Below are 22,587 nucleotides of genomic sequence, written 5' to 3' on the forward strand. Positions count from 1 at the left end.
GTAATGGAAGCAGGGTTGCGCGCCAGTCAAACGACATCGGCGCAACCAATCACCTACCCGGTAGGATGTTACGCGCCTTTCAGTCGGTCAGCACGACCATATCGTCGCGATGTACCACTTCCGGCCCATAATCATACCCTAAAATCGAATGAATCTGCTGAGAGCGTAGCCCGGCGATCATGCGCGCGTCGTGCGAGCGATACTGGGTCAAGCCACGCGCAATCTCACGTCCATCGAGCGCGAAAATCCGCACCGTCTGGCCGCGATCAAACTCGCCGCTTACCTCGCGAATACCGGCGGGTAACAAACTCTTACCGTGGCGGGTGAGAGCAAGCGCCGCGCCTTCGTCCACCACAATGCGCGAATGACGCACTGTTTCCGCCAGAATCCAGCGCTGACGAGCGTCAGGATGAGTCGTCGTTGCAGGAAAGAAAGTGCCAATGCGTTCGCCAGCGGCAACGCGGGTAATCACGTCTGGCTCGTAACCGGCAGCAATCACAACTGCAACCCCGGAATGAGTTGCCAGCTCGGCAGCCTGAATCTTGGTCTGCATCCCACCGGTGCCACGATGGGTGCCACTGCCGCCGGCAATAGCCCAGATCCGCTCATCAATGACCGGCACTTCGCGCAGCAATTCGGCCTGCGGGTCGGCGCGCGGATCGGCGCTGTAAAGACCGGCAATATCGGTGAGAATGAGCAGCAGATCGGCATCAATCAAACCGGCCACCAGCGCCGAGAGATTATCGTTATCGCCGACGCGAATCTCAGCGGTGACTACCGCATCATTTTCATTGATAATCGGCACGATGCCCTGCGCCAGGCACAGGGTCAGGGTATTACGCGCATTGAGATAGCGCCGGCGATCACGCAGATCGTCGCGGGTAAGCAAAGCCTGAGCTACCTGCAAACCGTACAACTCGAAGATCTGTTCATAAAGGTGCATCAACCGGCTCTGACCAACAGCGGCAAAAACCTGCTTAAGCGGAATATTCGCCCGCTGATTGGGGGGAACACCAAGGCGTTCTTTGCCGGCGGCAACAGCTCCTGATGACACCAGCACAACTTCGTGACCGGCCTCTTTGAGACGCGCGATTTGCCGGGCCAGCTCAACAAAATAGGGTCGGTGCAGCCGGTCGGTGCCGGCAGTTAATACACTTGTACCCAGTTTGATCACGAATCGGCTCATAGCGATAGAAAGTTCGCTCCACGACGAATAGTAGCTGCCATTACCCGATTGTGCCCGCAGCAGGGCAAAGTGTTCGTCAGAAACGTTTAGTCAGCGATACCCAATTCAGCCAGGCGAGCTGGCGTCGGATCACCGTTCGCATCCCAACCGTGACGGGCATAGTACTCTGCCAGCAATGCCTCAAGCGGTGGAGTATAGCCGGCGCTCGGCCCGCTGTTGAGCGGTTCGCGCAGATAGCGTTCCGGCAGCGTATCCTGGCTATTGAGCGCATAACGACGGGTAAAGAGCCGGTCGATGGTCACGATCCGTTCACCAATGCGGACCAGATCGGCGCCGGTAATTGAGCGCCCGCTCACAGCGCCGAGCAAGGCAATCAGTTCACCGGGAGTAATCTGATACGCCATCAAACCGAGACGGCGGCAAAAACCACTGGCATCGAGCGCAGCGGCAAAACGCTCGTGCCAGATCAGGCGGAGTGCCTTGCCTTCGCTCTCGCGTGGGCCACTCGCTGGCGGCGGCAACCAGGCCGGTGGTTCGGCGACCAGTTCTTCAAACGCCATCGCGTAACGATAATCTCCACCAATCGGACTGGTAGCCATTGCCAGACCGATCTCAGTCAGGGCGCGCGGATCGAGGGCCGGCATTGCCAGCCCCTTCACCTGGGGCGCAAAAGCTGCCGAACCCCAGACTGCTTCCTGCATCTCACCCACACCGAGCGAGAGAATATCGCGCTTCTCCTGCCGCTGACTCATGCGGTCAAGCGCCGCGATCACTGCCGCGCCATCGCCCCAGTTGAGCGTGCGTTGCCGCACCAGACCCTCATCCTGAGCTTCGGTCATAAAGACAATCGCTGCCGCTGCTGCTGCCGGATCGATTCCGAGGCGCAAACAGCGGTCGGCAATCGCCAGCATAGCATCAGGATCGGTAATAGCGGCACGAGCGGCAAAACCGGCGATCAACTCGAGACTCGGCAACGGATGGGTCTCGCCGCTTTTCGCGCGCAGATCAATGTAGCACGGCAATGGACACCCGGCGCAGCCACGTTCGAGTCGGCCACCACGCCGCGCGATCTCGCTAAACATGCGGGCAATTGCCACCCCATCGGCAGGCACGCGCGCGTCACGGCTGATCAGCGCACCCAGCTTGATGGCTGACGGCAGCAACCCTGCGCTACCGATAGTGCGAATTGCTTGAGCTGTCGGATGTTTCTCGCCACGCTGCCGGATCGATTGCAAAACTGTCTGCATGCGGGCAGGGTCGGCAGCCGGCAAAGGCGCCCGGTCACGCACCACAATCGCCTTTAACTTCTTATCGGCCATCACTGCGCCGGTACCGGCTGGTTCAACCAGATACTGGCCTTCGGCCACGATACTGGCGTAGGCAACCCCGGCCTCACCGGCTGGCCCGATTGCCAGTACCCGCACATCGCCGCCAAGCTCGGCGTGCAGCGTGGCTGTAGTGGAGACGGTATCGCGCCCAAGCAAATGCCGGGCCGAACGCAGGCGCACTGTTTCGCCATCGATAAACAGGTAGCACCAATCGGGCGCTTCACCACGAATAATCAGCGCATCTACATTATTCCGACGCAACGCGGCGCCCCAATGTCCTGGCGCCCACCCATAACCGATCCCACCAGTAAGCGGCGAGCGCGTGCCAACGGTAAAGCCACCGGTAGCAAAGCTGGCGCTACCGGCAAGCGGCCCGGCGGCGAAGATAAGCAAATTATCCGCCGACAGCGGCGGTGTATCCGGTTCAAGCTGATGCCAGAGAAGCCAGGCAATGATGCCTCGCCCACCGAGATAGTCACGTTCGACCTCATCAGGCAGCAACTGGCGGGCGTGGCCACGGGCAAGATCAACGGTCAAACTGCGCAACGGCATGCGAGTATTCCTGTGTGGGTGCGAATTCCGCCGTTCTATTATACCGCCCCTGAGCAAGGCGTATGGTACAATAGCACAAAATTGCCATACCCCTGTCATTGTATCAGAACCGCTTATGTCTTCGTTGAAGCGTCCCGCGCATAATCAGCTTGCCCAAACTCACGCAGTTCTCCGCCAGCAACGACAGCAAGAAGCTCTTGCCGCACTGGCGGCGCTCGATTGTCTGCGCGGCGTCCCGGCAACCGAACTGACAGTTCTGTACGAACAGGGTATCTTTCGCGCTTTTCCCAGTGGGGCCACCGTTATCGGACAACGCCGCGGGTACCGCTATCTCTTCTTCCTCTTGCGCGGGTCATTGCAATTACGGTTGCGTGACAAAGATGGGCGCGAAGTGCTGATAGGGGTACTTGGTCAAGGCGATTGCTTTGGGGAAGGGCCACTCTTCGGCAAATTCTTCCGCCACATGAGCGCTCTCACCCAGAGTTCGTGCTACCTGTTGCAAATCGAGATTGCCACCCTGCGCGAGGAATTGGCGACTTTACCGCTTCTGACAACTGCGCTTCGCCAGGTCTATCGACGGCGGATGATTGAAGCGACGCTGGCCCGTATTCCTGGTCTGAGCCGATTATTGCCTTTAGAACGGATCGCCATTGCTGCCCGTCTTCGCCCACGCCATATACCTCGTGGCACGCTCGTCGTGCGACAGGGTGAAGCAGCCGACTCACTCTATCTGATAGAAAGCGGGCAGGTTGTGATCGAGCAGAGCGGGCAGACAATTGCCAGTCTTGGCGAAGGTGACCTCTTCGGTGAAATTTCGTTGCTGACCGGCGAACCGCACCGCGCCAATGCCCGCGCGCTCACCACAACCGATCTGCTGGAATTGCCCGGCGCCGACTTCTACCAACTGATCAAACAATATCCAGCGCTTGAGACTGATCTGCGCGCCATTGCCGAGCGTCGATTGAAACATTCAGCCGCTGTGCGCAGTGATGTTGCCCGCGCCCGCGACATCGGCCTCGCGGTCGATCGTGGCCTGTTGCGCGCCACCCACATTCTGGCGCGCGATCCGGCGCGCTGCCCACCCGGTTGCCGGCTATGTGAAACCGGCTGCGCCCATCGCCATGGCCATACCCGCCTCCACCTCAACGGCACTCCGATTGATCGTTTTGACGTATTGGAGAGTTGTCGGCAATGTGTGACCGGCGCCGAATGTGTTGAAGTGTGTCCCGAAGATGCCATCGAACGAGTCGATAACGGCGCCTTGCGCATCACCGCCCGTTGCACCGGCTGCGGCGAATGCGTCACTGCCTGCCCTTATGATGCGGTACAATCGGTGCCACGTGCCAGTCGTCGCGCCGGCCCACTGTGGGATCTCTTCCGCCGCTGGCAGCAGCGGCTGCGCCCCACCATACCCCTTACTCCTACCGGGCCAACCCATCGCGCCGACAAATGCGATCTCTGCTTCGGCCATACCGACCTGGCCTGTGTCAGCGCTTGTCCGATTGGCAACCTCCGCCTGGTTCCGGTCGAAGAGATCGTTCCGGTCTAACCATCATCGCAGCCCGCGCCGTTCCCTGCGCTCGCGCTCACCGCATCGAATACGCCAACCGCCCGTTTCAGTCAACGTGATACGCCGGTTCGGCTCGCCAGCCTCATGACCCGGCTCCGGTCGCCAGTTGTGGGTGGTAACGTCATGAGCCGGTGGACGACGCGCGCGGTACCAGATAGTTCTCAGGCGAACGTTCGCTTTTCCCCTTGACAAGTGTCATCAGGCGGTGTATCATAAAGGCGAACGTTCGCCTGGCAAGATGGTAGGGTCTATGGCAGCCACTAAAGTCACGCTCAAAGACGTAGCGGCACGCGCCGGGGTCAGTTATCAGACCGTTTCGAAGGTGCTGAACGGCGAAATGCAGGTTGCGCCCGAAACGATGGCCCGCATCCAGGCGGCAGTGCAAGAACTCGGCTACCGACCTAACCGGATTGCGCGCAATATGCGGGCCGGGCGCAGCTTCATGATCGGCTATTCGTGGACGCAAACCGAACCCGGCCAGGTCAACCACATTCTCGACCAGTTTCTGAGCAGTATGGTGCGTGAAGCCGGCGTGGTCGGTTACTATGTCTTGCCGTTTCCCTTCCTCGAAGGTAACGAACAGGTTGAGATTTACCGCGATCTGATCCGCAGTGGAAATGTTGATGGATTCGTCCTCTCAAGTGTCAACTACAACGATCCCCGCATTCAATTTCTGCTCAAACAGAAGTTTCCGTTTGTCGCGTTTGGGCGCTCAAATCCAGAATGGGATTTTGCCTGGGTTGATATTGATGGCACTGCCGGCACGCGACAAGCGATTGAATATCTGATTGGTCGTGGTCATCGTCGGATCGCCATCCTGGCCTGGCCGACCGACTCGCGGGTCGGCAACGACCGCTTGCAAGGCTATCTCGAGGCACTTCAGACTGCTCAGATTACCCCAGAACCAGAATACATCTTGCGCGGTGAAGGCACGTTCGAGGTTGGGCGGGCTATGACATTACATCTGCTCGATCTCCCCGCCGAACGGCGCCCAACGGCAATTATGGCGCTCAACGATACGATGGCGATTGGGGCAATGGCCGCTGCCCGTGAACGCGGCCTGACAATCGGAACCGATCTGGCCATCATCGGCTTCGATGATGCGCCGATGGTGCAATATCTCGTTCCGCCGCTGAGCAGCGTGCGCCAGCCGATTGCCGAGGCTGGCCGCAAGTGTGTCGAGCTGCTGGTGGCGCTCGTTGAGGGGCAAACGCTCGCACAGAAACACGTTCTGCTGCAACCATCCCTGATCATTCGCGCTTCTGCCTGACAATCCAGCTCAATCTGCATTCCCGATCACGCGCCGTCGATGGTCGGTAGGGGGTTGCTGCGCCAGTAAAGGAGGGTAAAAAATGATCTAAAATCGTAACTGTTTTCACAATTAAGAATGGTACATAATTTTAGTGAAGAGAGGAGAACCCATGAATCGCCTGATCAAATTCCTGCTGATCCTGACCACCCTGGCGCTGGCGCTGAGCGCCTGCGGTCAGACCACAACCCAGCAACAATCCGCGCCAACGCCGCAGACGGTGCGCGAGACGGTGACGGTGCGCGAGACAGTGGTTGTTCCTGCCGAGAAGGTTACAGTGCGGCTGTCGGGATGGGCTTCCAGCCCGGCTGAAACCGCCTTGCTCGAGTCGCTGCTCTACAAATTCTCGGTCGAGAACCCCGACATTCTGGTCAAGTACGAACCCATTACCGGCGATTACAAGCAGGTGTTGCTGACCTCGATTGCGTCAGGCACCGAACCAGACATCTTCTACGTCGATATTTTCTGGTGGCTTGAGCTGGCGGCGAACGATGCCTTGTTGCCACTCGATGATCTGATGGCAGCCAGCGGAGTTTCTCGCACCGAGTTCATTCCATCGCTGATCGATGCCTTCACCTACGAGGGTAAAACCTACGGCATTCCCAAAGATTTCAACACGCTGGGGATGTTCTACAACAAGGCACTGTTTGACAAGGCCGGTCTTGCCTACCCGACCGACGACTGGACATGGGACGATCTGCGGGAAGCGGCGGCGGCGCTGACCGATCTGAGCGATCCAAACAAGCCGATCTACGGTTTCTGCACTCCACCCGATCCGGGCCGATTCCCGGTCTTCGTCTTCCAGAACGGCGGCATGGTAATGAATGGCGACTACACTGACGTGCTGCTTGACAGCGAGGCGGCGGTGAAAGCGGCTGAGTTCTACGCTTCGTTCCGCGCGGCCCAAATCGGCGCGCTGCCCTCCGATCTTGGCGAAGGCTGGCAGGGTACGCTCTTCGGCAAGGGTCAGTGCGCGATGGTCTACGAAGGTGGCTGGCTGATCCCCTATCTGCGCGACCAGTTCCCCAATACGCAATACGGCGTGGTGATGCCGCCAGCCGGCCCCGGTGGCGAGGGTAACCTGATCTTCACCGTCGCGTGGGGCATCTCGGCCAACACCAAGAACCCCGAGGCAGCCTGGAAGGTGGTCAACTTCTTGACCAGTGAGGCCAGCCAGAAGACGGTGCTCGAGAGTGGCTTCGCGCTGCCGTCGCGCCAGTCATTGCAGAACAGCGACTATCTGAAGAACAATCCCAACTCGGCGGCAATCTTTAATGGCTCGTTCTTCGGCGCCAGACCCTTCTTCTGGGGCGTGGTCGGCTCAGATGTCAACGATCAGATGTCCAAGGCGCTTGAGCGTATGTTCAAAGAGAATCAACCCGCGCCAGAGGCGATGAAGCAGGCGGCGGAGTCGATCCGAAGGGCGCTGCGCTAAGGTGTCTGGGTGGCGACCGGCTCTCGTTGTCACCGGTCGCCACCATCTACCCGGCTTGCAGTAACGACGCAGTGTAGTTAGTCATGGCCTTCCGGCCCATCCCGACGGGAGACGCACTATGCGAACGAAGAGCGACCGCCGCAAGTTGTTTGAAGCACTGAATGGGTACCTTTTTATTTCACCATGGCTGATCATCTTCATCATCTTTAGCCTCATTTCACTGGGTTACGCGGTCTACCTCTCGTTCACCGAATACAACCTGCTCAGACCGCCGCGCTGGTGGGGGCTGGAAGGGTATCAGCGGGTGCTGGAAGATGAACTCTTTCTGGCGAAAGCGTTGCCCAACACCTTCAAGTATGTGCTTATCGTCGTGCCGATCCAGACCTTTCTCAGTCTGGTGCTGGCATTTGCGATGGATCAGAACCTGCGCTTCCAACGGTTCTTCCGCACCATCTTCTACCTGCCATCGGTCACCTCTTCAGTGGTGATCTCACTTATCTTCATCTGGATCTTCGCGCCGCAGGGTATTTTCAATCAGATCACCGGCCTGACGGTTAACTGGCTCGATGACCCGCGCACCGCGTTCTACGTGATTATGGGGATGAATATCTTCACCACCAGCGGGACGCTTATGCTCATCTTCCTGGCTGGGTTGCAGGATATTCCGCTGGCCGTCTACGAAGCTGCCGAGATCGATGGCGCGAATGGTCTGCAAAAGTTCTTCTACATCACTGTGCCGATGTTGCGACCGGTGATCTTCTTTGTGGTAACGGTCGGTGTGATCGGTTGTTTCCAGGTCTTCGACCAGATTTATGTCATGACCGCCGGCGGCCCGCTCGATAGTACGACAACGATCACCTACCTGATCTACAAGTGGGCTTTCCGTGATACGCGCATTCAGATGGGCCAGGCTTCTGCGCTGGCGGTGATTTTGACCCTGATCATTCTGATGGTGACCCTGTTGCAACGACGAGTGATTGAAGGCAGCGGCAGCGGAGCGGAGCGCTAACCGCAAGCGCGCGAAGGGCAGATTAGGCGGCTTCTGCCGCGTAAAACAAGAACCTGAAGAAAGGTTTCTGACAATGGCAGTGACAACGACACCTTCACAAGCGCAGGTCTATGAACGCACCGTCTTCTTCGACCGGCTGCGCAAATACCTGTTCTTTGCGATGCTGGCGTTTTGGGCGGTACTTTCAGTGGCGCCGCTCTACTTTACACTGGTCTTCTCGTTCAAACCGGTCGCCAACATCTATACGCCACCGATCTGGGCGCCGATCCCATTCACGCTCGACAATTACTTAACCATCCTCGGCACGTTCGAACTCTTCCCGCGCTGGGTATGGAACAGCGTCTTCATCTCGGTGATTGTCACTATTTTCCGGGTGCTCTTTTGCGCGATGGCCGGCTACGCCTTCGCGCGTATTGAGTTTCCGCTGAAGTCGTTCTGGTTCAATCTCTTGCTCATCTCAATGATGATGCCGGGTGTGGTGACACTCATCCCTTCGTTCCTGATCATCGGGCCGGGCTTGATCCGCGGCGGCCTGGAATTGGGGGAATGGCGCATCCCGACCGGTTTTGGCCTGATCGATAGCCCCTGGGGAGTCATCCTGCCCGGTGTAGCCGACGCCTTCGGCGTCTTCATGATGACCCAGTTCTACAAATCATTTCCCAAAGAACTGGAAGAGGCGGCAATGATGGATGGTTCGGGGCGCTGGGGCACCTTCTTCCGCATCGTGCTGCCGATCAGTCAGACTCAGTTGATAACGCTCGCCCTGCTGACCTTTCAGGGGGCGTGGAATAACTTCATGTGGCCATTGCTGGTACTGCGCTCACCCGAGCAGTTTACCTTGCCTATCGGCTTGCAGTGGTTCCGTGGCGAATACTATACGCTCTACTCGATCATTCTGTCCGGTTCGATCTTTAACACGCTACCGATTTTGATCATCTTCTTCGTCTTTCAGCAATACTTCGTGCGCAGTATTGCCGCCACCGGCTCTAAGGAGGGATGAAGTATCGCAAAGACCGGAACACGCAACGGCGCGGAGATGTGAAGGCATGACCGGAATGGATACACCCGCATTCAAACGTTGCCTTTCACCTCTTGCGCGCCATCAATCCTGTATGCCTGCATGTTCCGGTCAATAGAGACACAGGTGAGGTATGTGGATCCTTGTAGAAGACACCTTCGACTCAGCCAAACAGCACCATAAAGAGACCATCTTTACCATCGGCAACGGCTATCTATCGACGCGCGGCGCGTTCGAGGAGGGCTATCCAAACGACCGCCGCGCCACGTTTATTCACGGGGTATTCGACGATGCGCCTATCGTCTTTACCGAGTTAGCCAACGCTCCCGATTGGCTCGCGATGCAGGTGTTACTCGACGGCGAGAAGTTTTCGCTGGCGACAGGGACAATACTTGCATACCGACGCGAACTCGATCTGCACAGCGGCCTGCTGCGCCGCGAAGTTCGCTGGCAATCGCCGCAGGGTCGGGTAGCCACCCTGATCTTCTCGCGCTTTGCCTCGCTGGCCGATCAGCATCTGCTAGCGTCGCGTTGCGAGATCATCCCTGAATTTGACGGGCAGATCGAGGTACGCGCTGCGATCAACGGCCAGACTGACAATGAAGGATTATTGCACTGGCGCTGGCTCGATCAAGGTCAACTCGCCGATGACACCGTCTTCTTACGCACCCGCACCCGCAAAAGCGGGATCGAGGTAGCGCTGGCAATGCGTCTGACCGGTAACGCGGCTAGCACTGCATTTTGGGATGTTGAGAATATTCCAACCCTACAACAGATCTATCCGGCGCGCGCAGGCCAGCCGGTGGAGGTAACGAAATTTGTCGGTATTGCCACTTCGCGTGACACAGATTCGCCGCTTACCCTGGCTCATCACCATGCGCAGGCAGCTACCGATTGGGAGCAGGCTCTGGCCGCGCAACGGCAGGCATGGGCGCGCGAATGGGAACGCTGTCAGATCGAGATTGAAGGCGACGAAGAGGCTGATCTGGCCGTGCGCTTCAGCATCTTCCAGTTATTGATCGCCGCGCCGCGTCACGATCAGCGGGTCAACATCGGCGCTAAAACCCTCTCCGGCTTTGGCTATCGCGGCCATGCCTTCTGGGATACCGAAATCTTCATGCTGCCGCTCTTCACGTACACTGCGCCCGACATTGCGCGCAATCTGCTCGACTACCGATATTTGACCCTGCCTGCCGCCCGCGCCAAAGCCCGCGCTGCCGGCTACGAGGGCGCCTGGTTCGCCTGGGAGAGCGCCGACACCGGCGAGGAAGTGACACCAACGTGGGTGCCTGACTTCCATGACAGGAAGAAGCTGGCCCGAGTATGGACTGGTGATCTGGCGATCCATATCTCGGCGGATGTGGCCTACGCCGTGCAACAGTTCTGGCAGGCAACCGGTGATGATCAATGGTACATCGAGCGCGGGGCCGAGATTGTGCTCGATACGGCCAAATTCTTTGCTTCGCGGGCCGAATGGCTGGCTGAACGCGGTTGTTATGGCTACACCGACGTGATCGGTCCCGATGAATACCACGATCACGTGAATAATAATGCCTACACCAACCTGCTGGCACAGTGGAATTTGCGCGCCGGACTGGAAACGCTGGCGTGGCTTGATCAGCATGCGCCGCACAAAGGTGCCGAATTACGTCAACGCCTCGACCTTTCGCCAGAACGCCTGCAACACTGGCATAAAGTGGCAGAACAGATCTGCGTCAACGTCAGCGCCAACGGCCTGATCGAACAATTCGACGGGTTCTTCAAGCTGAAGGATGTCAATCTGGCCGACTACGAACCGCGCGCGAAATCGATGCATGAAATCTTTGGTATCGAGGGCGCCAACGAATACCAGGCCATCAAGCAACCTGACGTGCTGATGCTGCAATTTCTCTTGCGCGAGCACTACAGCGATAGCATGATCCGGGTCAACTATGACTATTACACTCCGCGCACCGATCACACCTACGGCTCATCGCTCGGCCCGCCGATCCAGGCAATTGTCGCCTGCCAGATGGGTGATGTCGCCGAAGCGTATGAACACTTCATCAGGGCAGCGCGCGCCGACCTGCGCGATGTGCGTGGCAATGCCGGTGACGGCATTCACGCTGCCTCGGCAGGCGGCGTGTGGCAGGCGGTGGTATTTGGGTTTGGCGGATTGCGGATCCACCCCAACGGCACCTGGGAAGTACATCCACGCCTGCCCAGGCGCTGGCAGCGCCTGACCTTCCGCTTCACGCTGCGCGGGGTACAACATACGGTTACATGCTACCCTGACGGGAGCTATACCACCGATAGAGCATAATTGTTCATCACACAGGGAACGAATAGACGCAGAGATATTTTCTCGCCTGCGGTTTTGTTCGTTCCCTGTTGTATTGACTATGACCAAATGAGGTTGTCTATGCCGATCAAAGGTTTCATCTTCGATCTCGACGGTGTGCTGACCGACACTGCCGAATACCACTATCGCGCCTGGAAGCGCCTGGCCGATGAACTCGACATCCCCTTTACGCGCGCCGACAACGAAGCCCTCCGTGGCATTTCACGTCGCGAGTCGCTTCTGCTGTTACTCAAAGGTCGCGCCTATCCCGAAGAGACCCTGCGCAAGCTGATGGAGCGCAAAAACGGCTATTACCTTGGATACATCCGCGAAATGACTCCCCAGGATATGCTGCCCGGCGCGCGCGAACTTCTGATTGAGATTCGCAATGCCGGACTGAAGACGGCGCTCGGCTCGGCGAGCAAAAACGCGCGCGAGGTGATCGAACGACTCGGTATTGCCGAACTGTTCGACGCCGTGGCCGACGGCTACAGCGTAACCCGCCAGAAACCGGCGCCCGATCTGTTTTTACACGCTGCTACACTCCTCGGTCTGTCACCAACTGAATGCGTGGTCGTTGAAGATGCGACTGCCGGCGTCGAAGCGGCGTTGACCGGCGGGTTTTACGTGATTGGGATCGGCCCCCAAGAACGGGTTGGCAAAGCGCATGTGATATTGCCCGATCTATCAAAAGTGCGCCTCGATCAGCTCCTTGCCCGTTTGCCCGTCTCTGTCTAAATCTTGCCGCGTTCGGGCGAGCAGGTTCAGCAGGCAACACAGCGCAAATGACCGTAGCGCCGGTCACATATGCTGCATTCCCTGCTCGCCGATCAGATCGAGCCTGACAACGCAGATCGAGCCACGCCCCAGGCATCCATCCTCATTTCTCTGGCCCTGGCAACAAAATCAGCCCAACAGGCATTGTCTGTGTAAGAACTCGTAGATGCGCGTTCTTACACCTTGCCTGCTGACGCAAAGTTCGGCCTACCTCTAGCTAGCACAACTTTGTAACTTGCAAGCCGGCTTCATTTCTGGCACACTGCGTATGCAACCATCGGCTGGCTTAAAAGGAGCGACAACATGTCAGAACCGGTAGTTCTTACCTCACAACAACCACCCATCCGCCGTCCAGGTTCCTGGATAGCCGGAGTGGCAGGGTATATCTTGCTGATCAGCGTCGGCGCCAGTGTCGGCGGCGAGCTGAGCCTTTTCACTTCGGCAAGCTTCAACGCCCTTCCCTTTGTTGGTTTGGCGATACTGGCCTACTTCGCCGGATCGCAATTCAATTGGGCCTGGATTGCAACCGGTCTCTGGGTTGCGCTGTTATTCGGTTTAACTGCGGTGTATGCGCTCGGTTTGGGTATTGTCAGCTTGATCGATCTCCCGCCGGGAGGGTTGAACTCAACCGAGCCGCCGAACATCTCACCGAATGCAATGTTCGGCATTCTCGGCCTCATGCTGGGCATCTTTGCCTCCATCGGGATCGGCATGCTCACGCTGCTGCCGCCGTTGCGACAGGGTCTGGCCCGATTCACCCCTTTCGATCCCTCATCGTTTGTGCATACGATTGCGCTGATGGTCGTCGTGACCATCACCCTGATGATGTTCGTGCCGCTGCTGGTGGTCGGTGAGCCGCCATTGCTGGCCTTGATCAACTCGCTCGGCAGCGAAGAGTTTAGCGACTTGAGCGCCGATGAACAGTTGCGCAGCCAGGTCTACGGCCTGGTCTGGACGATTCCGGCTGCCTTTCTCGCTGTAGGCTTTGGCATTCGCCGCAATTTCAGCGCAACGCTGGAACGGCTCGGCCTGACACAACCCACATCATCGCATCTGGCCATAGGCGTTGTGGTTGGGCTTGGTCTGGCCGGAATCATGTCGTTCATCTTGCCTTTGATGGATACGCTTTGGCAAATGATGGGCTGGCCAACTACCGATGATGAAGCATTTGGCGAATTAATGGCCTTCGCCATCAGCCCGCTGGGCGCGCTGGTGATCGGGGTGACCGCCGGTCTCGGCGAAGAACTGGCCGTGCGTGGCGTGTTACAGCCACGGCTGGGGATCTGGATCTCGAACCTCTTTTTCACCAGTCTGCATGCCTTTCAGTACCACTGGGACGCCTTGCTGGTGGTCTTTATCGTCGGTATGGTTTGTGGTCTCACGCGGAAATATACGAACACGACAACCGCTGCCATCGTGCATGGTCTCTACAATTTTGTGATGGTTATGCTGGCGGTAGTGTTTGGGCAGTGAGAGTGTTCGCGCTGGAAAAAGAACTGCCGGTTTTTACCGGCAAATGAGCACATTTAACCTCATGTAATCAGTAGAGAGGGAAAAATGTTACAATGGAGTGGTGGGCGATAGTGGATTCGAACCACTGACCTCCACGATGTCAACGTGGCGCTCTAACCAACTGAGCTAATCGCCCGCGCGAGCTTTATCCTATCATTGAATGCCTGTGCTGTCAAGCGCGTGATCACGTTGGAGTGGAAACACGATCAGCCGGCTCACAGGATGAACGCGACATAGATGGTGGGCAAAAACGAAACAGTTGGCGCATGTCCACCACTCTATGTTATGACTGACAATAAGACAGCGTGGTGCGTCACAAGTCTACCTGATTTAATGCAAAGCTTCACATGTTCGTATGATGCTCGATGACGACCAGCTTCTATTTCGCCTGGATCCAGCCCTCCAACAACTGTTAGCTCGCGCCGCCGAAGAAGCTGCCACTGTCGATGCAACCCTCTGGCTGGTTGGGGGGGTAGTGCGCGATCTGCTTTTAGATGTGCCGATTGGACGCGACATTGATCTGGCCGTCGAGGGTGATGTCAATCAATTGGCGCCGATGCTGGCAACTATTTGGAACGGCGAAATAACGGCTCGCCATCCATCATTCGGTACGGCAACCATTGTAGCTGAGCGATGGCTGATCGATCTGGCCCAAACCCGCGCTGAACATTATCCACAGCCGGCAGTCTTGCCGGAGGTATACCCGGCGCCGCTTACCATTGATCTGCACCGGCGCGACTACAGTATCAATGCCATGGCGATCCGACTGGCAGCTCAGGCAGACCGACTGCTACCGATGCCATTGTTCGATCCGATCGGTGGCGTTGCCGATCTCGCGGCGCGTCGCCTGCGCCTACTGCACGAGCGCAGCCTGCGCGACGATCCCACTCGCCTGCTACGTGGCGTTCGACTGGCAGCCCGGCTCGATCTTACGCCCGATCCCGCGACGGCCCGGCAGATTACGACTGCCCTGGAAGCGGGTTATCTCGCCCTCCTTTCCCCAGAGCGAATCCAGACTGAACTATGCCTGACGCTGACTGAACCCGATCCGGTGGCAGTTATCGCGCTCGCTGACCGTTGGGGAATGACCGAACAGGTGGTTGCCGGTCTGAGCTGGACACCCGCGCTCGCCGAACGGCTGAACCGTTATCGTTGCGATGAGTTCAAGCTTGCCGGCATCGCGCCAACAGAGCTGGTACTGGCCGGATTACTGCTCTACGATTTGAGTGACGACGCATTGCAAACATTCCAGCAACGTTACCATCTCGCTACACCCGCGCGCCGTCTCATTGATGACATGATCGCGCTGCGAGGCCTCATTCCGGCAATAAAGGCAGCCGGTCGTCCAAGTCAGCTCGATACATTATTGCGCAACTATAGCGTAGCCGCAATCGCTGTGTTACACTACGCAACAGAATCACCAGTACCAGAAATAACCGCTCATTACTTGCGCGAATGGCGCCTGCTACGCCCGCTCTTAAATGGCGATGATTTGCGCGAATTGGGAGTAGCGCCGGGACCGCAACTCGGTCAGATGTTACGCGACCTGCGCGCCGCCATGCTAGATGGTTTCATCGGCGATCGAGCCGCCGCTGAACAATGGGTACGGCAACAACTGGCTAGCGCCGGATCCCGATTGAAATGAGAGGTTTTGTGCCGAAATAGGGCTGATACATCTGTTACCAGTTATCAGTTAGCGATTGGGGAACGATGGCGTTAGTGGATTGGCCAGCAGGATTAATCCTTCCCTATCTACTTACGATGAAGAAGGGACAAAACTGTGGATGCAATGTTGCAACTGTTCAAAGATTTAACCGAAGCTCCGGGGGCTTCAGGCTATGAAGGGCCGGTGCGAGACGTTATGCGCCGCTACCTTGAAGCAATCGGCGAGGTCAAAGTTGACCATCTAGGCGGCATCATCGCCAGTCATGTCGGGCAGGAAAGCGGCCCACGCATCGCGTTAGCTGCGCATCTCGACGAGATTGGATTGCTGGTCACTCGCATCACCGATGATGGCTTCCTCAAGTTTCAACCGCTCGGTGGTTGGTGGGATCACGTGCTCCTGGGCATGCGGGTGGAAGTGATCACGCGCAGCGGCCCGATCATCGGTGTGATCGGCGTCAAACCGCCCCACATCCTTGGCAATGAAGAGCGCAGTCGGATGGTTGACAAAAAGGCGATGTATATCGACATCGGCGCCGCATCGCGTGAAGAGGCAGTTTCCTGGGGAGTGCGACCCGGTGATTCGGTGGTGCCGGTCGGCCCATTGACCCCAATGCGCAATCCTGATCTCTTGCTGGCAAAAGCATGGGACAACCGCGTTGGCTGCGCGATAGTGATTGAAACCCTGCGCCGCCTGAACAATGAGCAGCATCCCAACATCGTCTTTGGCATCGGCAATGCCCAGGAAGAAGTCGGTCTGCGGGGCGCTGCGACGACCACTTACATAACCCAACCCGACATCGGCATTGCTATCGACACAGCCATCGCCGGCGACATGCCCGGCGTTGGCGCCGATGATGCGATGAGTCGCCTTGGTCAGGGGCCGGCACTTCTCCTTATCGATGGATCGCTAATTGCCCATGCCGGCTTGCGGCATCTGGTGATCGATGTTGCCGCCGAAGAGGGTATTCCACTCCAATTCGATTTGATGCCCGGTGGCGGCACCGATGGCGGACGCATGCACATTTTCGGCAGCGGTGTTCCCACAATCGTGATTGGGCCACCGGTACGGTATATTCACTCGGCGTCGGCAATCGTGCATCGCCGTGACATTGAGCAAACAGTCCAACTGCTGGTCGCGCTGATCCGTCGGCTCGATAGCGCCACAGTGCAACGGTTACAGCAGGGACCATAATCACAACAAGCGCGCGGGCACGTACAACATAGCCAAACCTGCCGGAATCATAACCCAAACGAGAGAAATTTTTATGTCTACGCTCCTTCGCATCATTCAGTTTCGCCTCCCGCTCTGGCTGGTGAGCGCACTCATGCTGATCATGCTTCTCGGTGGCATGAGCGGTGGCATCTGGCTCGGCATCTGGCTCAACCGACCTCAAGCGGACAGCTCCTGCCCGGAATCAGCCGATGTCTGCGCCGATTTTGCCGTCTTTTGGGATGTATGGCAATTGGCCCGCGAGCGATACGTTGACCCGACTGCGGCTGATCCGAATCGCATGCTGGAAGGCGCAGTCGATGGAATGCTGGCAACGCTTGGCGATGAAGGCCACACGCGCTTCTTAACCGCCGCCGAGGCAGCGCAGTGGCAAGAGTCACTGAGCGGTGAGTTTGAAGGGATCGGCATTTATGTCGGAGAGCGAAACGGCGAGTTGTTGATCCTGGCCCTTATAGAAAACTCTCCGGCGGCAGCGGCAGGTCTGCGTGCCGGTGATCGGATATTAGCAGTCGATGGCGCCTCAATTACCGGTTGGACGATCGATGAACTGGTCGCGCGCGTTCGCGGCCCTGCTGGCACGCAGGTCACGCTTGAAGTAAGTCGGCGGGACGCAGGGCTGTTACGTTTCACCATCACCCGCGCCAGAGTCACTGCGCCGAGTGTTAGTTGGGCGCTACTCCCCGATCAAATCGCTCTGATTCGCATCACATCATTTGATGAACAGGCCGCGAGTGGGTTACGGAAGGCGTTGACTGCCGCCAATGACGCCGGAGCGCGAGCAGTTATCCTCGATCTGCGCAACAATCCGGGCGGACTGCTCAGCGCGCTGATCACCATCGCTGGTGAGTTTTTGCCCGCTAACACACCAATTTTGATTGAGCGCAATCGCGATGGATCACAGCGCGTCACCACCACTCGCATCGCTGGTATCGCGCAAGACATCCCAATGGTTGTGTTAATCAATGGTGGTTCAGCTAGCGCCGCCGAGATTCTGGCCGGAGCCTTGCAAGACGCTGGCCGGGCCGTGCTGATTGGCGAAACAACCGTTGGAACCGGCACTGTACTCACTCCATTCCGTCTCAATGGTGGCGCGCAACTGCTCCTCGGCACCCAGGAGTGGCGCACACCGGCAGGCCGACAGATTCGCGGCAAGGGTATCGAGCCTGATCGAGTCGTGCCTCAACCAATTGATGCTCCGATCCTGTTACCGGCTGAAGCTCGCAATCTCAGTGCAGCCGAACTGGCCGCGAGTGGCGATGAACAGTTACTGGCGGCAATTGCCACCCTGCAACAATAACCCCGCATCAGAGCCGCTCGATCCTGATAGCAGAAAAAACAACACTGGCCAGATAACTGGCCAGTGTTGTTTCCGCCTTTTGGCGGGCCCGACGGGATTCGAACCCGCGACCTCCACCTTGACAGGGTGGCATCCTAACCGCTAGACGACGGGCCCCTTGGTGACCCCAGCGGGATTCGAACCCGCGATCTCCACCTTGAGAGGGTGGCGTCCTAGGCCGCTAGACGATGGGGCCAACCCGCTCAACACGCTTGGGAGTATACCACAGGTTGGCAAAGATTGCAAATCGGCAAATTCTGAGCTTTTTCGTTATATGAGACAGTTCAGCGCATAGCGTCCGACAGGAGCAAAGTGACGTTCAGCGCACTGCGCGTTCTTTAACATGGCAAAGGCTTCTTTTCATACCTGAGCATACAATCCTGTTCAGATCAACTTCATGCCAGCTTCAGCCGATAGCTGATGTTACAGCTCCTTTACTGAGCAGTTCCGGCAATGTCGGATTTGAGCATTCTTCAAACAGAGTGCCAGCAAGTTTATTCGAGCCACCTCCCGCTGTTTGTACCGTGGTAATGCGCGGTGTTGAACTCTGCAAACCGGCGGTGAAACGTTAGTGTCGCGTCATCTTTGGTCGATGGCATCATGTCAGCCTGCAAATCGATAAAAGTGGCAGGGTTATCGATAGTTGCGCTGATCATTCTCTACACTCTGATGGCAATGTAATCTCAAGGACGCAAGCAGATTGGCAAGTAACCGGCGTTGTCACTGTCTCGCTGCGCTGAAACGTAACCGATTGACCGGATGCGCAAAACGAGCTACTGCCCCAGCATAATGCGCACCCTATGACTACAGTCATCCCTGACCACCCTTCAGATCGTGACCAGAGATTAACCAGCAGCCACTTCTGTCGATCCGCCGTAAGCTCTATTCTTGTGATAGATCGAACAGATTTCGCATCTCGTTGCAAGGAGTGACAGAATATGGCTCGCACCGTTCCCACAACTGAACCAAAACTGGAGAAGACCCCGCTCGAAAAATTTGTCGTTTTGTTGATCGTGCTCTTACCCTTCCTCGGCACTATCTATGCGATGGTAATGCTCTGGCAGCAATACGTTGACTGGCTCGATGTGACGTTAATGCTCGCGCTGTACGTTATTTCCGGCCTCGGGATCACCATCGGTTTCCACCGCATGCTGACCCACAAGAGCTTTGAAACTTCGCGTCCTCTGAAAGCGCTATTTCTGATTATGGGCTGCATGGCGCTCGAAGGTGACCCCATCTCGTGGGCTTCAACTCACATTCAGCACCATGCGCATTCGGATGACGAGGAAGATCCGCATAGTCCGCTCGAAGGTCTGTGGCACTCACACGTCGGCTGGCTCTTCACCCACAAGAACAACATTGAGATGTATGGCAAGTGGCTGACCAAGGATCCAACCATCGTGTGGGTGAGCAAGACGTGGTACTTGTGGGCAGCGCTGGGCATTCTTATTCCAACACTCATCACCGGGTGGAGCGGTCTGATCTGGGGTGGTCTGGTACGAATCTTCCTCACCCACCACATCACGTGGAGCGTCAATTCGATCTGCCACACCTTTGGTCGCCGCGACTACAACACCCGCGACGCCAGCCGCAATAACTTCATCGTAGGTTTGCTGGCCTTCGGTGAAGGATGGCACAATAACCATCACGCCTTCCCGCGCTCAGCTTTCCACGGCCTGCGCTGGTGGCAGATCGACATCTCAGCGTACATCATTCGCGCGCTTGAAAAACTGGGATTGGTGTGGAATGTCTACCGGGTGAAGCCGGAAGATCAGCGCAAGCGCCAGGTGACAACCGCTCTGAGCGAAGTAATGGGCGATTAAGGTAGCTCGAGCATAAGCTAACACCGCTTAGAAACGGTGCGGAAGGGGAACACCTTCCGTGCCGTTTGCCTGTCTTGGGTATACACCGGGCGCGGTCGGGGGACAGCGCGACTTCCCCATATCCGCCACTACTCCTATCCACGCTCTCCTGTTGTCATCAACAACCGAATGCGCTGGGGCTGCGTCCCAGCCGGCCCCACCGTTCTGGATCAGACACACTTCGCCGATCTGAACACCGGCCAGAAACCGCTTGAGCGCCAGCGATCATCCGCTGTACCAGCCTGCCAACTTGCAGTACAATAAACCACATGAAAACTTTACTCATCTCGACCTATGAACTGGGCCATCAACCGCTCAGCCTGGCCTCAGTCGCAGCATGGCTCCGCCGGGCCGGCGCTGAGGTCACCTGCGTGGATACCAGCGTCATGCCACTGACAGCGGCAATGGTTGCCGATAGCAGGTTGATCGCTCTGTCAGTGCCGATGCACACTGCCACTCGCCTGGCATTGACCCTGTTGCCACGCCTGCGCGCCGCTGCTCCTGACGCCTTTATTGTCTGTTATGGCCTCTACGCGCCGCTTAACGCCGCTATGCTGCGCGCTGCCGGCGCTGATTGTTGCCTCGGCGGTGAAGTCGAAGAGCTGATTACTACCATCTGGCAACGACTGGCCAGCGGTGAACGACCACCATCGGTTGATGCGATTGCCCTCAACCGGCTCAATCTGATCCCACCTGATCGCCGCGACTTACCGCCGCTCGACCGTTACGCTACCCTGATCACGGCCACTGACAGCCGGATTGCCGGCTATACCGAAACTACTCGCGGTTGCAAACATCTCTGTCGCCATTGCCCAATCGTGCCGGTCTACAACGGTCGCTTTCGGGTAGTGCCGCGCGAGACGGTGTTGGCCGATATTCGGGCTCAAGTCGCCGCTGGCGCTCGCCATATCACCTTTGGCGATCCCGATTTTCTCAATGGTCCTGGTCACGTCTTGCCCATCGCGCGCGCAATGCATGCCGAGTTTCCTGACCTGACCTATGATGTAACGATCAAGATTGAGCATATTTTGCGTTATGCCCATCTCTTGCCGGAATTGCGCGCCACCGGCTGTATCATGGTCGTTAGCGCCATCGAGTCGCTTGATGACGACATCCTGACCCGTTTCGCCAAACGTCATACCAGCGCCGATGTTGCCCGCGCGGTTGCGTTGTTACGCGCCAACGACATCGCGCTCAACGCCACCTTTGTAGCTTTCACACCCTGGACGACGCGCCAAAAGTATCGCGATCTGCTTCTGGGTATCGCCGAACTCGATCTGATCGAGAGCGTCGCGCCAGTACAGTATGGTCTGCGTCTGTTGATTCCAGCCGGCTCACACCTGCTCAGCCTGCCAGAGGTGCGGGCGCTGATTGGGCCATTCGATCTTGTTGGATTAGTTTATCCCTGGCAGCATCCCGATCCGGCCATGGATGCTTTGCAGCGAGCAGTGCTTGAGATGGCTCAATGTAGTGACCGGTGTCAATTATCGCGGAGCGATTTCTACCAAAGAGTGCTCGATCTGTGCGATCAGGTGATCGGGCCTGGACCGCGCCCGCTTACGCTGCCACCAACTGCGCCGATCCCGCGCTTGAGCGAGCCGTGGTATTGCTGCGCGGAACCAACCGATACGCAATCGACAGCGCGTTATGTGTAGCTTTACTGCCTATGCAACCACATCTGCTCTTGCTTACCACCCCGTCGTCGTACCGGTTACCGGCCTTTCTGGCCGCTGCCGAACGCATTGCAGCGCAGATAACAGTTGCCGAAGACACTCCACCGACGCTGGCTCGCGCGCTACCGGGAAAGTTACTGATTGACTTTAGCGATCAGGAAGCGGCTTTGCGCGCAATCTGCGATCTGCACGCGACTCAACCACTTACTGCGATTGTGCCGATTGATGACAGCGGCGTTGAACTGGCCGCGCGCGCCTGCGTCAGATTGGGATTGCCATTTAACCGGCCTGAAGCTGCTGCTGCCGCGCGAGACAAGCATCTGATGCGCCAGCTCTTTGCCCGCGCCGGTGTGCCGTCGCCGGCATTTCACCTCTACTCGACTGCTGATGATCTGACCGCACTGGCGCAGACCATCGACTATCCCTGCGTGGTAAAGCCGCTCCGACTCAACGGGAGTCGTGGCGTCATCCGGGCCGACAATCCCGCTCAATTCATCGCTGCGGCGAGACGACTGGCAGCGCTGCTTGATCAAATTGAAGGGACAGGAACACACGAATTTCTGGTTGAAGAGTTTATTCCAGGGTTTGAAGTCGCTTTGGAGGGATTGATCGATCGTGGACAGGTGCAGGTTCTGGCGCTGTTTGATAAGCCCGATCCGCTTGACGGGCCATTCTTCGAAGAGACGATCTATGTGACGCCATCACGCCTGCCGATAGCGGTTCAGAGGGAGATCAACGAGGTCACGGCAGCAGCAGCGCAAGCCATCGGCCTGGAGCAGGGACCACTTCACGCCGAGTTGCGGA

The 22,587-nt window shown here is 57.5% G+C and carries 16 protein-coding genes and 3 tRNA genes; 14 read left to right on the forward strand and 5 right to left on the reverse strand.

The annotated features are described in order from the left end of the window. Positions 1-79: 79 nt before the first annotated feature. Positions 80-1,186 (reverse strand): glutamate 5-kinase, encoded by a 1,107-nt coding sequence (gene proB / locus Q0650_RS07605; RefSeq protein ID WP_298817521.1) that lies wholly within the window; start codon positions 1,184-1,186, stop codon positions 80-82. 86 nt (positions 1,187-1,272) lie between these two features. After that, positions 1,273-3,066 (reverse strand): aldehyde ferredoxin oxidoreductase family protein, encoded by a 1,794-nt coding sequence (locus Q0650_RS07610; protein WP_298817523.1) that lies wholly within the window; start codon positions 3,064-3,066, stop codon positions 1,273-1,275. A gap of 115 nt (positions 3,067-3,181) precedes the next feature. On the opposite strand from Q0650_RS07610, the gene Q0650_RS07615 reads away from it, so the two are divergent. The 8 genes from Q0650_RS07615 (at position 3,182) to Q0650_RS07650 (ending at position 13,977) form a co-directional block, all read left to right on the forward strand. After that, positions 3,182-4,615 (forward strand): cyclic nucleotide-binding domain-containing protein, encoded by a 1,434-nt coding sequence (locus tag Q0650_RS07615; RefSeq protein WP_298817525.1) that lies wholly within the window; start codon positions 3,182-3,184, stop codon positions 4,613-4,615. 271 nt (positions 4,616-4,886) lie between these two features. Further along, positions 4,887-5,906: a LacI family DNA-binding transcriptional regulator gene (locus tag Q0650_RS07620; RefSeq protein ID WP_298817527.1), complete on the forward strand. Its 1,020-nt coding sequence runs from the start codon at positions 4,887-4,889 to the stop codon at positions 5,904-5,906. Between the two features lie 151 nt (positions 5,907-6,057). Then, a complete protein-coding gene (locus tag Q0650_RS07625) occupies positions 6,058-7,380 on the forward strand; it encodes an ABC transporter substrate-binding protein (RefSeq protein ID WP_298817529.1) in 1,323 nt (440 codons plus the stop codon). A 118-nt stretch (positions 7,381-7,498) separates the two neighbouring features. Next, positions 7,499-8,389, forward strand: a complete 891-nt coding sequence (locus Q0650_RS07630; protein ID WP_298817531.1) for a carbohydrate ABC transporter permease — start codon at positions 7,499-7,501, stop codon at positions 8,387-8,389. A gap of 73 nt (positions 8,390-8,462) precedes the next feature. Beyond that, positions 8,463-9,389, forward strand: a complete 927-nt coding sequence (locus tag Q0650_RS07635) for a carbohydrate ABC transporter permease (protein ID WP_298817533.1) — start codon at positions 8,463-8,465, stop codon at positions 9,387-9,389. A 151-nt stretch (positions 9,390-9,540) separates the two neighbouring features. Then, positions 9,541-11,709 carry a glycoside hydrolase family 65 protein gene (locus Q0650_RS07640; protein WP_298817535.1) on the forward strand — a complete coding sequence of 723 codons (2,169 nt, stop codon included), beginning with the start codon at positions 9,541-9,543 and terminating at the stop codon, positions 11,707-11,709. Between the two features lie 99 nt (positions 11,710-11,808). Then, on the forward strand, positions 11,809-12,465 hold the full coding sequence (gene pgmB / locus Q0650_RS07645; RefSeq protein ID WP_298817538.1) for a beta-phosphoglucomutase: 657 nt from the start codon (positions 11,809-11,811) through the stop codon (positions 12,463-12,465). Positions 12,466-12,807: 342 nt separating this feature from the next. Further along, positions 12,808-13,977 (forward strand): CPBP family intramembrane glutamic endopeptidase, encoded by a 1,170-nt coding sequence (locus tag Q0650_RS07650; RefSeq protein WP_298817540.1) that lies wholly within the window; start codon positions 12,808-12,810, stop codon positions 13,975-13,977. 98 nt (positions 13,978-14,075) lie between these two features. Here Q0650_RS07650 and Q0650_RS07655 read toward each other — a convergent pair. Then, positions 14,076-14,152: transfer RNA gene (locus Q0650_RS07655), tRNA-Val, on the reverse strand. Between the two features lie 219 nt (positions 14,153-14,371). Between Q0650_RS07655 and Q0650_RS07660 the strand changes: the two genes are divergently transcribed. From Q0650_RS07660 to Q0650_RS07670, 3 genes are all read left to right on the forward strand, one after another. Continuing rightward, entirely contained in the window at positions 14,372-15,661 is a 1,290-nt protein-coding gene (locus Q0650_RS07660; protein ID WP_298817542.1) for a CCA tRNA nucleotidyltransferase, read from the forward strand. Between the two features lie 135 nt (positions 15,662-15,796). Next, positions 15,797-16,873, forward strand: a complete 1,077-nt coding sequence (locus Q0650_RS07665; RefSeq protein WP_367280802.1) for a M42 family metallopeptidase — start codon at positions 15,797-15,799, stop codon at positions 16,871-16,873. Between the two features lie 73 nt (positions 16,874-16,946). Further along, the gene (locus Q0650_RS07670; protein WP_298817544.1) at positions 16,947-18,209 is read left to right on the forward strand and encodes a S41 family peptidase; all 1,263 of its coding nucleotides are present in this window, start codon (positions 16,947-16,949) and stop codon (positions 18,207-18,209) included. A gap of 80 nt (positions 18,210-18,289) precedes the next feature. Here the strand turns inward: Q0650_RS07670 and Q0650_RS07675 are convergent. After that, positions 18,290-18,365: transfer RNA gene (locus tag Q0650_RS07675), tRNA-Asp, on the reverse strand. A 2-nt stretch (positions 18,366-18,367) separates the two neighbouring features. After that, a tRNA-Glu gene (locus Q0650_RS07680) sits at positions 18,368-18,444 on the reverse strand. A gap of 742 nt (positions 18,445-19,186) precedes the next feature. Between Q0650_RS07680 and Q0650_RS07685 the strand changes: the two genes are divergently transcribed. The 3 genes from Q0650_RS07685 to Q0650_RS07695 form a co-directional block, all read left to right on the forward strand. Further along, entirely contained in the window at positions 19,187-20,071 is an 885-nt protein-coding gene (locus tag Q0650_RS07685; protein ID WP_298817546.1) for an acyl-CoA desaturase, read from the forward strand. A gap of 308 nt (positions 20,072-20,379) precedes the next feature. Further along, positions 20,380-21,765 carry a CUAEP/CCAEP-tail radical SAM (seleno)protein gene (locus Q0650_RS07690; protein ID WP_298817548.1) on the forward strand — a complete coding sequence of 462 codons (1,386 nt, stop codon included), beginning with the start codon at positions 20,380-20,382 and terminating at the stop codon, positions 21,763-21,765. A gap of 11 nt (positions 21,766-21,776) precedes the next feature. Further along, positions 21,777-22,587, forward strand: an 811-nt coding sequence (locus Q0650_RS07695) for an acetyl-CoA carboxylase biotin carboxylase subunit family protein (RefSeq protein ID WP_298817550.1), incomplete at its 3' end; no start/stop codon positions are given.

Source organism: uncultured Chloroflexus sp. (assembly GCF_937129525.1).
Lineage (GTDB): Bacteria > Chloroflexota > Chloroflexia > Chloroflexales > Chloroflexaceae > Chloroflexus.